This window comes from Bacteriovorax sp. BSW11_IV, from assembly GCF_000447755.1.
In the GTDB taxonomy this organism is placed as follows: Bacteria; Bdellovibrionota; Bacteriovoracia; order Bacteriovoracales; family Bacteriovoracaceae; genus BSW11-IV.
The window spans coordinates 40,640-54,408 of sequence record NZ_AUNE01000047.1 but is presented as its reverse complement, the minus strand read 5'-3'; the positions used below and the strand labels follow the sequence as shown (position 1 = coordinate 54,408).

Sequence of the window (13,769 nt, the reverse complement as noted above, 5' to 3'; positions counted from 1 at the left end):
TGATCTTTCATATAAAATAGTAGAACAATTATTTCGAAGTAATCATTCTGTCTTCCATCAAACATTTTAGACAGAAAGCTTTCGGGAACTAATAGTTTATTATCTAATTCAGCGAGAACAATCAATAAATTAAGCGACTCGAGCTGAATCTCTTTAAAAGGTCTGTCCTCGACACTTTCCAACATGCTATTCTCAAAAAATGATATAGTATAATCATATATTAATTGTTCAACACTGTGCTCATGCTCAAACTTATCTGATGAAAAAAATCTTTTTATTATTATTAAACTTTTGGCAAAGCTATATGATGATGAAACACTTGGGGATGTTGAATAGAAAAAGAACATTAGTTCAATGATAAGGCTAAAATTTTTAACGAAATCAGAACGGTTTTCAATTAAATACTCAAAATCCATTTTTTCTAAAATTTGGATATTCTTCTTAACTCTACTATAGAAGCATCCCTGCAAGAAACTTGAAACATCGGTATATGTCATTTCATTTGAAATACAACTCATCTTGATTAAGTCGATAAACTTAATAAGCTTTTTATTTTTTTTAATGCTCTTAGGTTTACAAAGTTCAATTTCATTATCAAATCCGTAGTCAAACAACTCATTAAAAAAGTCTGCGACAACATGTTGAACTTCCTTAATAAGTTTTGATTTTGAACTTAAAAAAGGTCTTTCTGTCTTAATTAGCTTACGTTCATTAGTATGAAAATTGTACTCTTTTAACTTCACTTTCAATGTTCTTAAAACAACAGAAGCGGTTTTAGCGTTATTCGCAAATAGAAAGTAGTCATCGACATATCTCTTAAGAGAATAATGTTGTCCATATTTATAATCTTTTCCTGACAGTTCAGAGATAACAGTAGAATCAATATCTTGAAAAATTATTTCGGCAAAAATACGACTCACCTCAGGTCCAATAGGGATACCATTTGTCTCATTATAGTTTGATTTTTGAATTAATGAATCAAATATTGGCCCAAAGCCATTTAAGAAATTAACATTATCTTTAACATATTCCTTGTTTTTTACAGCCCAAGCAATTGTATGAGTATAAATACTGTCAAAACAGCTTGCGACATCTACATTCCATAAATGTTGAAACTTCCTTTCAAGTTCAATAAACTCCTTAGAGTTATAAAATTTATAGATTTTATTATACCCTCTGTAGCTAAAATATGAGCTTAAATGTTTATACATTAGCTCGCTCTCAACTTCTTCAATATTATTTTCTACAAATTTATTCTTATCTTCATCTTCATTTTCGACATAAAATGCAGATGCCACTTTTTCAGGAGCTCTTAAAGAGATTCTTGTTTTGTTACAATATTCGCAAATCAGTTCAGAGTATTTTTCATAAAAAGAAACAAATTGGTACTGAGAAGATGGATGCAACAGTGCAAGACGACGAAAAGAGTCTGCATCTTTAAGTATATTGTACTTATATGGAATCGTATAATTAAAAAAAGTATATATTATCCTATTCAAAATTTTTTTAATTGACTCATCTATTTCTCTATTGTCTTTAAGAAGTTTATAAAATTCTTCATTACTAAAAATTATTGGCACTTCATAAGGTAAAGTTTCGGTAAGAAGAACTCGATATTTATCTCTTTTATCGATAAATCTTTTCTCTTTCTTTTTATACATATTTCCAACACTTTTGAATAACATTTAACCGATATGAGTTAAAATGATGAAAGGTTCTTTTCTTAAATCCATGAACAAACGAATAAGTTTTCATTGTATTTAATTCATCACATATATACTGATATTTAATAGAAAGTGCATTTAGTTTTTCAGAAACCTCTCCAGTTTTCCCAGACAAAGTTCTTATCAAATACTTATCTAATTCCTTCAGACTTTCACTTTCTTTATAATCAATTAAGTGATAGTTAAAATAAATTCCTGAATTTCTTTTCTGACCTTTCTTATAGTCAACAAAGCTGAAATTTCCTGTTAAAAACTTAATCCTATCTTTGAGGATAGTAAGAGCATTCCCATATGAATCTTGTCCATTTCTTTCAACATAATCTAAAAAGTCTAGAATGGAATAATTAATTCGCGATTTAATTTTATTTACTTTCTTGTAGGATATATCGACTTGAACACTTCGTGGTCCTTTATTCTCTAAAGTACTTACTTTTAATAAATATCCTAAATAGTTTATTTTTTTACAACTTGGAAAGTCTTCCTTAACGTTCTTAAAAATATGTATTTCTTCCTTCTTTGCATTTAACTTTAAGGGGGTAGGTAACTTATCTTCAATCTTTTCAATAAAATGATCCATTGATATCTGATCTTGCTTTCCGGTAATTATAAAAATATCATCCACGAATCTAGAATAAAAAAATGTTTCACTTAAATTTTTCACATTCTTATCAAAATCACTAAGTAATATTTCCGATATGACAGAGCTTAATGCAAAACCTCTAGGTAACCCCGCATTATACTCATAGAATTTAAACATATTTCTTACGACTGAAACTGTTTCCTTAGTAAAAACAGGATTTCTTTCGATCTCTTCAAAAAATGGTTCAACATTTACCGACTCATAAAAATTTTTAATATCTAATCGATAAACCACAAAGGGAGCATCATCTTCAAGAAGAAGTTTAAGTTTTCTAATTATCTTATTACGATCATCAACCTTAACTCCCAAAATTGTTTTAAGAGTATGAGATACCCTTCTTTGCAATAATTCAATTGGAACTTCCTTAATTTTATAGAGGTTTTTACCTTTAAATTTTGTAACGCAAACTGTAGGCGGAGTTCCTTTATGTAAATATTTCAAAGCCAAGTTAATTAACTTCACCTTTTGATCATGATAGTCAGAACCCTTATCAAAGTCGCTATTGTATAAAAATCTATTTAATATAGACTTCCCTATACTTTGATCATACATCTACTTCTCCTTGCCACTCCCTCCAAGCCTCAAAAATCATCACCATGGCCATTGTATCAAGCTCACAATAACGAAGAAGAGCACTTGAAAGTTCTTTTCGCTCGCATTCACTCATTTCAGAAAATTGCATACGTCCATAAGCAGTCAAAGCTGCTCCACCGTTTGCAAGCTCATCATCTTTAGTCAGAAGATCTAAATTCTTATCACTAACATCAGTAAACATTTTTGGAAGCCTCTTGTATGGATCAACAACTTTGCCATCCTTTATCTCAAGCCACTGCCAGTTTTTGAAGTTTAAACTTTTAATGCCGCTCGAAGTCCCGTAGATTGGTTTCCCATACTTCTCCTTGAGAAAGTCACTAGAGTTTAAAATCACAGGAAGCACTGCTTTGATGGAATTTGAACCACGAGTCGCTGGATCATAGTAGTACCTCTTCACAAGATGCCATAGATCCACCATATTTCTCTCGCCCTCCCATTTCTCTGCCATAGAACTTGAAGACGTTGTAATGATCTTTATGAATTCACAAAGCTCTTCACGATCAGCAACAGAGTCATCTTCTCTTAATTGACGATAGATGTGATTTAAAAATGTATTCTCATGGGGGGAATATCTAAAGATCGTTCCATTATCACCTTCAAGCTGACGTTTGAACTCTCTTAGAAATTCATAATTTGGGAAAGCCCCAGGCTCAGTATTTAAATACTCTCCAGCATGCTCAACAGTCCCATCTTTATAGACAATATGATGGGAAAACTGAAAAGCTATTGCTTCATAAGGGCGACGTCCTTTATTGAAAGGAATGGCCACCATGCTTGTTTCAAAATCAATAAAGTGTAGAGGATATGTCCAAGAATCCATCTCCAGCTTAAAACCATGAGCATCAAAAAAAGGAGTCTCATCATTATTCTTAACTTTCTCAACTTGAAGCCACTTACGCATCGATGCTGAAACCCCAGGTTTACCATCTGTAATTGGTTCAAAGTCTTCAATTTTTAAATCAGATAGTTTAATTCTTCCATCATTTATCAGCTTATCTTTACCCGTAAATGACCATATCTCTAATACATTCGGATCTTCAAAGTCTCTGTCCTTCCAACCAAGAGAATCCTTCCAACACTCACGAAACCCACTTTTATATCCCTGTTTTTCTTCTTCGATTGAACAGTCAAATTCACAGCCAGAACAATGCGCTCCAATATCACTAATTATCTTTTCATCTTTCTCATATGCTAACGACAGCCTTTTAATCTCTTTCACAAACGTTCCATCTTCCATGATTAGATCAATCTCATCATCGACTGGAACCTTAATTAGAATTTTCTTTTTTAGATCTTGCTTTGTTAAAGAATTAGAGACATCACATCCCTTTCGACTGTCTTCATCGCGAACTATTCTAAACTTTTGATTGAGGCCATCTGTTGAGCAAAGAGCATTCTTATCGGCCATCATAAGAAAACTTTCGATATTTGCATCAGGAAATTTCGATGAGAGGACATACTTTTGAAATGCAACATCCTCGAGATAAGGTCTCCAGCCAGATAAGATTGAACCTCTCTTGCCAACAAATTCATCTTCTTTTTTATTAAAAGATTTCGCCTTGACTTCAATTAACTCGAAATTATCACCGTCTTTAATAAGTATATCAATTCGAATAAAAAGATTTTTGTATCTTATGGCAGGTTCGAAAATAATTACTTTATCTTCCTTTAAAAGCTTCTTTGTTTGCTTCTCGGCCTCTTCATAGTCCAATGTTGCAATATCATGACCATTTGGATGATAACATTTTGCAAGCTCACCTACTTGAAAACCACCTTCGGCAAGTGCAGCGAGAAAAGCATCATCCATTTTAGAGTCAAGATATTCTTTCTTTTTTGTATAAAAGAGCTTTGTCGGGCATTCGCGACCGAGCTTAAACCTGGACTTTGTTAAGTATCTTGGATTTGCCATAAGCCTCATAAATTAATAAGTGAACATTGGATTATCGGTCACAACTTAATACAAGTTAGTCAAGATTTCTTAACGTAGTTATTCGCAAGGTGATTCAAATCAAAATTAGAACAGCTCAAATTTAATGGTATGAGAGTAGCCTTCGCTCTTTGCGATGATTAGTTCAGCTTGACTATATTGGCTATTTTCATGGCCGTAATAATTGTCACGATAAAGAAACATTACTGTATCTGAGAAATCAACTAATTCTCTAGACTCATCTAAATCCGATATTTGGGGCCTCTTTTCATCTCTGCCCTCTACCCCTCTATTCAATTGAGATAAAATTAATATTGGTAAATTCAATTCATGGGATATCAGTACCAATTCACTCATTATTACTTCTAGTTTTTTATCGCAAAAATAACATCTCATTAGCTGAATATAGTCTATGACCACCAAGCCTAGTTGATCTTTGCCATTAATCTCTTTGATAGAAGTTATCAATTCCAGTTGATCTGAGTCAGAATCATCTATCACATAAAGCTTATCATGCAGTGATTCCATTACACCTTTGTCGCTAATTGTAGTTAGTCTTTTATTAAAATTTTCTTCTGACATCTCTAAAGAAAAATAGCCCACTGCCTTTTTTTCACTTTGAATAAACGAAACCGCAATTTTCATGGCCAAGGAAGACTTCCCCATGGCAGGTCTTGAAGCTAATACTATTATATTTTTCTCTTTCTTATTCAGCTTAAGCGTTTCTATAATAGTATTAAGTTCCATAAACCCCTCGAATAATCTTTATGTGACTTCCATTTAGTATAAACTTAGTCAAAGTGACAGTATGATTTCAACATAGTCATCCCCTGCCTCACAAACTTCAGTAAGATGAATTTCATCTTTGTTTTTTGAAATAATCTTAAGATCAAAGAAATTACTTGCATCTATCATCAAATCTGACTTATAGGAGAACGAGTTATCCTCATTTAGGCGAATAATTATTTGTTGCTTCTCTTCTCGCTTATCTGACTTCATCTCCAAGCGAGCAGTTTTATCATTTGCAAAGAAAATTTCATCAATAGGATAAAACTCCTCTTTTTCTCCATCCGTATACAGTAAAACTTCTACGTCTTGAATACTCTTTAAGCTTTTCATAATTCACACCTTTTTTAAACCAACTTTTCTAGTATTAATTTTTTTAAGAGATGACTCATACGCTAGCTCACTCAGTATCTCTCCGACATTCACGTTATCATTAAAGAAAAATTTCTGCTTAACAACTTTAAAATCACCTGGGGTCAAGTACTTTATTTCATCAAATTTATCGGTTAGAAAATTTAAATCATTATTTTTCATATATTCTTTAAAATATTTACTAAAAAGCACTTTCTTGCCTTCATTACTTAAATAATCAAATGAAATTTTATAAGTAAATCGTCTAAGTACTGCTTGATCCATATTCTCGAATAAATTGGTAGAACAAATCAGAATTCCTCGGTAATTTTCCATTTGATTTAAAATCTCATTCGTCTCTTCAATATGAGAATTATTTGTAGAGCGCATGCGATCGACAAAAAAGCTATCTGCTTCATCCAAAAACAAGATTTTTGACGAATTTGAAGCGTCATGAAAAATTGAAGAAATATTCTTCAACGTTTCACCATACCATTTTGATTTTATATCGCTTAACCTTTTTACAACAAGATCAAGTCCAAGCTCTTCTGCGAGATACTTAACACTCTCTGTCTTCCCTGTTCCTGATGGACCGTAAAGCAAGATATTAAAATTTTGAATTAATCTATTGTCACCACCTCTTGAATAGTTAGTAAATTTTTTCATTTTTTCAAGAAGCAATCCTATTGAAGAACTCGTATTAAGAACATTAATATTATATGCTGGATCTATGTCAATCATTCTTGCCTTATTTTGAAAAACAAAGCCTTCATGTTGATTTAAAATATTTTCAAGAATTGATAATCGATCATCTCTCAAGGTAACGCCCTTCATTTTAAGCAAATCTCTTACTGCTAATGATATTCCTCCCGAATTAATGTGATACTTGGTAGAAAAATAAGCGACATCCTCATCATTAATAAAATCAATATCATTTTGATCTATTACCGTTCGCCAAACCTTTTCTCTCTGCTTTTTTGATAAATCCTTAAATTCTTGACTGTAAGAAAATCTCCTTCGCGTTGAAGAGTCAATATTTTCGACGGTATTTGTAATCCAAATAATAGTATGAGAAGAATTATCAAGAAGATTATTTAACCATGATTTAGTATCCTTAGAATCATCAATATCAAAAAATAGAGAAAATTGTTTTTTAATATTTAAAATTGAATCACATTCATCAACCACTATAATTGAATCTTTACTTAAGATATTTCGGGCCGCAACAATTGCACTTTTGCGATGAGAGAAATCTTCTTTATCATCTTCATCAGCTTGATTAATAAAATAGATATCTTTATTAAGAAATTTAGCTATTGATTTTGAAAACTCTGTCTTCCCTGTTCCAGGACTTCCATAAAGTAAAATATGTGCACCTTTTTCCATTCTTATCAAATTACAAATAGTTTCAATATTTTTTGGAGCTATAAAATGAGCGTTTAATTCAAGAATTGTATCGCTCTCAATTTTTGTGAAAAAATTGTCCGCAATTGAATTCACAACAATTCCTGAAAGATAAAATTTAACAAAATTTGAAAGATTTATATCATCATATCCTACTTCAAAAAGTCCAGCGCTTATCAATCTTGATTTTCTCGAAAGGTATCTTTTCATCTCATATTGATTCACTCCAAAGATTTTCCCTAAAATCGTTGTAGATTTAACAATCTTATCCAATTGAAAATATTTCGACCTTGTTAACGTAGATAAGGAATCATCAATATCTAAAAGATAAAAAAAGGCCACAATCTCTACTTCAAATTCATCAAGCTCAAAAGCTTTACTTATTTGTTTCAGATTTCTATAAAATGGTGATTCTTTCTGTGCTTTTTTAGTATTATTAATTAATAAAAGACTCGTTTGATCTACCAGCTTTTGATAACCTTCTTTGTCATTTAAATATAACTTCTCAATGCACAAGGCCCATTCTGTCGAGTCAAAAACTCCACCGCCAAGGTCTCGTCTATACTCATCTAAAAATTTATCATCTAAAATGACTTCTCTTATTCCTCGCTTAGGAAATCCTACACGTCCTTCTCGGTAAGTTGATGTCTGCTTCGAAAACTTCTGCATTTCACTCAAGATGGAATTGTTTAATCTCAAAACTTGTTTTTTTGTTAATAGCCCATGGATATATTCCCACAAATCAGAACTAATACTTCTCCTATTTAACTTGATGAGATTTAAAGCATATTCGTTCAATTTAAGAGTAATGTACTTGTCTTTATTCATTATTCCTCGCTGCTAGATTTTTTGATTCTAGCAGAGAGAAGTGACAAAACATGGCATATAGAGGGGCTCCAAGTCATTGGAATACCATGAAAATAAAAGTAAATTTAAATGTATGATGTATGTGGTTTTTAAAAAGGTTCCAGGCTGGCCGATGACTCCCAATACAACTCCAGCGATTTGAAAAATGGACACCCTTGTCCTATGTATTAAATCGCCAAACTTATAACTAGAAGTTTCCCTTAGAGAGTTCCTTCAATACATCGATATTAAGAGCTTGATTTGCGACTAGCTTTTTAAGACGAGCATTCTCTTTCTCAAGTTCTTTGAGTCTTCTTGCTTGCTCAAGCAGAAGACCACCAAACTCTTTTTTCCAACGATAATAGGTTAGTCGATTGACTTCTAAGGCCTTCACCACTTCATCAATAGTTTTACCTTCATGCTGAAGCAATTCAGCCCTGCGAAGTTTGGCAATGATCTGTTCAGTTGAGTGTTTGACTCTTGGCGCAAAACGTCCTTAAGCTTAGGAGAATTGTATCATATCAAGTGGCACTGATTTTGATGAGCAGTCCAGAAAGGGCAGCTAATTAATAAAGCAATACAGGAATGATAGTGACACAATAAACATAGGAATATTTATTTAGCTAAATACATGCCTTAATTCTTATGAGACTGAATATTAGATAATTGTTTTTTGAAGCTTGGTGTTTTTTTAAACCTCGCAGAATTCTCAGGATCTTTCAAGCATTTATCAATTGACGCTTTAATTGAGCCCAAAATATCGTTATAGAATAATTCTTCAGTTGGAATTTTTTTAATAAGTTTAGATTCATAATTATCTGTCGATAATCCACGTCCATAAATTTCAGCAAACACATACTTCCTAACTTCTTTTTTCGTTAAATCCAGATAGAAAGACAATCCAGAACTGATCGATAGCCAATTATCAGGATTATCCTGTTGAACCTTGGCACTAAACCAAATACAAAACCACCCCCCAACCCGATACTCTCGAGGAATTACATCATTCTCATCAAATTCCTCTTTTTTTCTCACAACTTTATCAATATTGAATTTTGGTTGAAAATTATAATCTATAGAAGGACGAACATTAAAGTATGAGCAATGCTCATCGTAAAACTTATCGGCAATAACTTTTATATTAGAAATTAGAACACTCCAATAATCAGGAACTGTCATTATATTTTTATCAGAAATCTTTCTTCCAAAGCCATGATTATGTTTCACAAAAAGACCTTTAAGCATTATGAACTGTAGAATATCATCATTGCTATTAATATATTCACTATCAAAAACCATAAAATTTTCCTTTATATATTTACAAAATAGAGCTACAACAGGGTTCCTATCATACTTTTTATCTACAATTTTTTCATAAAGCTTACGATATAACATGTGGTGTGCAAGATGATGATTATTTGCATATTTTTCCTCATTTTTTATGAGAGACAAATCTTTCTGTTCAGGTGTTTGTAAAGTCAAATATGTGAAGAAAATATCTTTTTCACGAGTAAATTTCAAATATTCTTCAATCTGACCATCCAATGATTTATCATTAAACTTAATTTCAATCAATCCGACTTCTTTCCCATTTATCTTAATACAAACATCTGCGATTCTTGATGCAAATGGGTATTCAATTTGCGACTCAATAACATCTGAAGACTTTATCTTTAGAAAAGGAAATAAAAGAGTAACAATTTTAGGCTCCTCTATAATTACTTCATGAAGAATGACCTCAAAATATCTACCACCAAAATCTTCACTCAGTTTATTTTTAAACCTAGAAAAAAAGCTTTTCCTCATACACATCCCTTTGTATTGATTATACTCGTAAAAGGTTCCAAGCTAAATTCAAATTCCCAATGCAACTTTCTTTTTATTAAAGATCTCATAAGGTGTTGAGTAGATCAACACTTTACGAGGTTTAAGATTTATCATTTTTTTCAAACTTATCAAAATCAATGTCGTTAATATCTTTCAATTTGAGTAATATCGTCGGTGATATTATACCAATGACACTTGTTCTTCACGAAAATGTGCTTTGTTGGCACAATATTTATTTCATCATCAAATACACCAGCTGAAACAAAGTATTCAAACTTTACCCCACCGCACATGCATGAACCTTTTATTGATTTTTCCATATTTAAACCTCGTATTCCATTAAAATAGCTTTTCCGTTAGGAGTTTTAATTTCTCCGACCCTATTGAAACCAACTTTTTCATAACATCTTATGGCCCTTGGATTATCTGGACTCGGGTCAGTGATCACTTTAGATATACTGTGGTTGGCCTTCAAGAATTTGATAAACTCTCCAATCATTTTACTTCCATGCCCTAAGCCGATGCTACCAAGATCACCTATATATTGATCAATTCCAACAACGTCATCCGGATAATTCTCCCACCAACCATCTCCAACCTTGCTTGCAAAGTAAAACTGGATATAACCAATAGGTTTATTTTGGTAAATATTCTCCCATACTTCCAACTAGCTTTTCGCGTGCGACTTCAGCTGGCAACCAATAATAATTGAAAACAAGACCCTTATCTTCATCTCCATCAGAAACAACATGCTGCCAATGATCCATGACTTCGTCGGTCTCGAATAAATAGACATGTCTTTTATGAATTTGATTAATGTCCTCTCGTCGATAATAAAAAGAACCCAGAAATGATGTAGGTCTTTCGAATTTCAAGCCGGACTCTTCGTAAACTTCTCTTACTGCCGCGACCTCAAATGGTTCTCCATCGTCAACAGTTCCAGCTGGAACTTGGGGGCTAACATCTTTAAAGTCTCTATGATCAAAAACAAGAAGCTCTTTGACTCCGTTGTTATTTCTAAATATATATGCGAGTACTTTATTTTTTGTAATCATTTCAGCCCCAAATCAATAACCGCCCTTTAAAATTTTACCAGACGACAAATCCAACTCGAAATCACCCCAATCATCACTATCCACTGTGGGACAATAGCACGATCCTTTCACCACTTTTTTTCCAGATTCATTAAGCTCAATTCTCACTTCCTCGATTCCTGCAGGAGACAGATATTCAGAGGTCCACAATGCCCCTTTTTCCCCTAGGCACAAAAGATTAGAATCGTCTGATATAAAGACAAGATTTTCCTCTTCGCAATCAAATATCTTATATATTTCCATGGACAAGTTCTCTATAACTTTTTTTTCATCAACATCAACAATATATCCTTCACCATCGGCCACGACGATGACGTTTTTTCTATTTGGATGGAGCATCACGCGAGTTGGGCCATTATAAAGTCCGATAAAGTTTCCTACCCATTGGGTTTCTCCATTTTTGAACTTTACGACAAGGCCTTCTCTAAAGGCCTGACTCCCGCTTGCACTGAACGTTATTGGTGGAGTGCCGTATGGGGGGAGGCCTTTTAGTATTTCGAATTCGATTTTTTCGTTGGTTTTCATTTTTTTACTTTTAGAAATATGGGTTACAAATTTTTGATTAATCTTATAATTAAATTTAAATAGTAATTAACATCAATTTTAATTTCATAATAGCACCCTCCAAATAAAACCGAAGTAATAGTTTTTTCGGACACTAACTAACTGGGAGATATAAGGGAATATTCTTGATCCGTAAGTATATTATTTTCTTATCCTCAAAGGGGCTAGATTAAGATTTCTTAATCCTCATAAGATCCTAAATATATTTCACAGACTTAATCAATGATTCCTTTTGGATTGATTAATATTTCAAAATAGGGTTAAAGAAGAAATCACAATTTCAAGGCTCATTAATGTTTAGATTCGTTGCACTTTTCTTATTCATTCTCCAAGCGACATTCGCTCAGTCACTTGAACATGACCTCAAAAAAGCAATTATTAGCGGAGATATTGAGACTGTACGAACTCTAGTTTCAACCACAAACGTGGATATTGAAGAAAGTAAGCTTTTTGATGATACGCCACTTCGATTAACTATCGAGTACAACAAAGTAGAAATTGCAAAAATTCTTCTTACTGCAGGTGCCAATGTTGAAAATAATGGAAAATATGAATCTCCACTAAAATATGCCATTAAATACAGAAACCTTGAAATAATTCAATTGTTATTTGATCATGGTGCAAATGTTAACAATTCTGGAAATGGTTTTTTTCCACTTCATTTAGCAATTTTTTCACAAATACCTGCACTAGTAAAAATCATACTCGATGCGAACCCCGATATTTTGAATACAAATGGTGGATTTTCATTCTTAGAATATGCAGCAACAGGATCTAGTAGTCCAAATTGGGAAATTGTCACAATGATCAGAGAAGCAACAGATAAAGCCCTAAAAGAAAGAGAAGCTGAGAAGACTGAGTAAAATATCAAATTGGGTCATATTACACCCCCTTCTCTAACAATACTTCACAAAATATGCGAGAGAAACTATGAAAACATTATTACTTATAGTCATGACGACACTTCTCAATTTAAATGCATCTGCCTTTGAAATTAAAGCACCAAAGAATTGGAATGAATATTTAGCCTCTAAATACCTTAATGGAAGATATGTGTATGACCTAGAATGCAATGGCCACACTGATGCCTATATCCAAAAAACAGGTATGCGCTATACAACAAATTTCCATGAAGCTTTCATAATAAAAGAAGAAGTTCGCGACAATGGTAGACTTATTATTACCCAAGATACAGTGAAAACCTCTTTAGTGCCGCGCTCTACGACATCCGGAAAAGATTTCAGTTCAGTAACCAAAATCACAGAACATAGAATAGATAAAAATAGATTATACACAACAGAAAATGAAACAACTTACTACTATAATGAATATGAAAGGGCCATTATGGCCGAAAACTACAAAACTGAAACAATACATGAAATGACCAATGGATCAAGCACGCTTATTTCAACGAAAATTTACAACAACGAAGAAGAGCAAGTGGCCATATCAGACATTAAAATAATTGCTGATGACCCTTTTTATACGAGCTACACTACAATCACTACAAAGAAGTCCAAAAATGCATCAGATGGCTCTCAAGATTACTACGAATCGACAAGCGTTTGTAACACAAAAATGCTAGGAATTGATTCATATATTGATCTAATCCCAAGAGTAATAATTGGGAAATGGACTATCACAGATTCTTTTAGATATGAAACTATTCAATTTTTGAAAAACAAAACCTTTTTCTTAAAGAAAAAAAATTCTGATGAAATGCTAAAGGGAAGTTACGATATTGAAGAAGATAAAATCCTTTTCAACTTTCCTGATGGATTGAGTTCATACCACGTTTTAAAATTTAGAAGTATGATTGATTTAGAGTTTGGTCATGGATCTGATGATTCACCTATTAGATTTGATAAATTTAAAAAGATTGTTGAATAAAGGAAAGCTTTGATCTAAATCCGAGTAACATATCATTTACATGAAAAGGGGTTGAAACCTTTAACAAGAAAAGAAATGTAATTCAAAAGATAAAATCGACTATAAACGTTCTCAACAAGCCA

General features: G+C 32.6%; 13 protein-coding genes and 1 pseudogene. 2 read left to right on the top strand and 12 right to left on the bottom strand.

All coding sequences use genetic code 11. The features are described from left to right. The 12 genes and pseudogenes from drt3b to M899_RS13390 all read right to left on the bottom strand — a co-directional run. A partial coding sequence (gene drt3b, locus M899_RS13440) for an antiviral reverse transcriptase Drt3b (protein ID WP_231370282.1) occupies positions 1-1,661 on the bottom strand: 1,661 nt, incomplete at its 3' end. Beyond that, positions 1,654-2,916 carry an antiviral reverse transcriptase Drt3a gene (gene drt3a / locus M899_RS13435; RefSeq protein WP_021271990.1) on the bottom strand — a complete coding sequence of 421 codons (1,263 nt, stop codon included), beginning with the start codon at positions 2,914-2,916 and terminating at the stop codon, positions 1,654-1,656. The genes drt3b and drt3a, both read right to left, overlap by 8 nt. Beyond that, positions 2,909-4,867 carry a DUF2779 domain-containing protein gene (locus M899_RS13430; RefSeq protein ID WP_021271999.1) on the bottom strand — a complete coding sequence of 653 codons (1,959 nt, stop codon included), beginning with the start codon at positions 4,865-4,867 and terminating at the stop codon, positions 2,909-2,911. Before M899_RS13430 ends, drt3a begins: the two co-directional genes overlap by 8 nt. A gap of 105 nt (positions 4,868-4,972) precedes the next feature. Next, positions 4,973-5,632 (bottom strand): DnaB-like helicase C-terminal domain-containing protein, encoded by a 660-nt coding sequence (locus tag M899_RS13425; RefSeq protein WP_021271986.1) that lies wholly within the window; start codon positions 5,630-5,632, stop codon positions 4,973-4,975. 48 nt (positions 5,633-5,680) lie between these two features. Further along, complete coding sequence (locus M899_RS13420) at positions 5,681-6,004, bottom strand: hypothetical protein (protein ID WP_021272002.1); 324 nt, start codon at positions 6,002-6,004, stop codon at positions 5,681-5,683. 3 nt (positions 6,005-6,007) lie between these two features. Continuing rightward, positions 6,008-8,254 (bottom strand): AAA family ATPase, encoded by a 2,247-nt coding sequence (locus tag M899_RS13415; RefSeq protein WP_021271991.1) that lies wholly within the window; start codon positions 8,252-8,254, stop codon positions 6,008-6,010. Between the two features lie 226 nt (positions 8,255-8,480). Next, positions 8,481-8,738 (bottom strand): annotated as a pseudogene (locus M899_RS13410) (transposase); the annotation flags it as partial. A gap of 170 nt (positions 8,739-8,908) precedes the next feature. Beyond that, positions 8,909-10,078: a hypothetical protein gene (locus tag M899_RS13405; protein WP_021271978.1), complete on the bottom strand. Its 1,170-nt coding sequence runs from the start codon at positions 10,076-10,078 to the stop codon at positions 8,909-8,911. 164 nt (positions 10,079-10,242) lie between these two features. Next, positions 10,243-10,419: a hypothetical protein gene (locus tag M899_RS18430; protein ID WP_155897218.1), complete on the bottom strand. Its 177-nt coding sequence runs from the start codon at positions 10,417-10,419 to the stop codon at positions 10,243-10,245. 2 nt (positions 10,420-10,421) lie between these two features. Continuing rightward, positions 10,422-10,766: a GNAT family N-acetyltransferase gene (locus M899_RS13400; RefSeq protein ID WP_052610356.1), complete on the bottom strand. Its 345-nt coding sequence runs from the start codon at positions 10,764-10,766 to the stop codon at positions 10,422-10,424. Continuing rightward, a complete protein-coding gene (locus tag M899_RS13395; protein ID WP_021271983.1) occupies positions 10,735-11,154 on the bottom strand; it encodes an NUDIX hydrolase in 420 nt (139 codons plus the stop codon). The genes M899_RS13400 and M899_RS13395 overlap by 32 nt, the downstream gene beginning before the upstream one ends. Before the next feature lie 12 nt (positions 11,155-11,166). Beyond that, positions 11,167-11,718, bottom strand: a complete 552-nt coding sequence (locus M899_RS13390) for a hypothetical protein (protein WP_021271996.1) — start codon at positions 11,716-11,718, stop codon at positions 11,167-11,169. 332 nt (positions 11,719-12,050) lie between these two features. Between M899_RS13390 and M899_RS13385 the strand changes: the two genes are divergently transcribed. Beyond that, positions 12,051-12,620, top strand: a complete 570-nt coding sequence (locus tag M899_RS13385; RefSeq protein ID WP_021271987.1) for an ankyrin repeat domain-containing protein — start codon at positions 12,051-12,053, stop codon at positions 12,618-12,620. 67 nt (positions 12,621-12,687) lie between these two features. Continuing rightward, complete coding sequence (locus M899_RS13380) at positions 12,688-13,647, top strand: hypothetical protein (RefSeq protein ID WP_034729459.1); 960 nt, start codon at positions 12,688-12,690, stop codon at positions 13,645-13,647. Positions 13,648-13,769 lie beyond the last annotated feature (122 nt).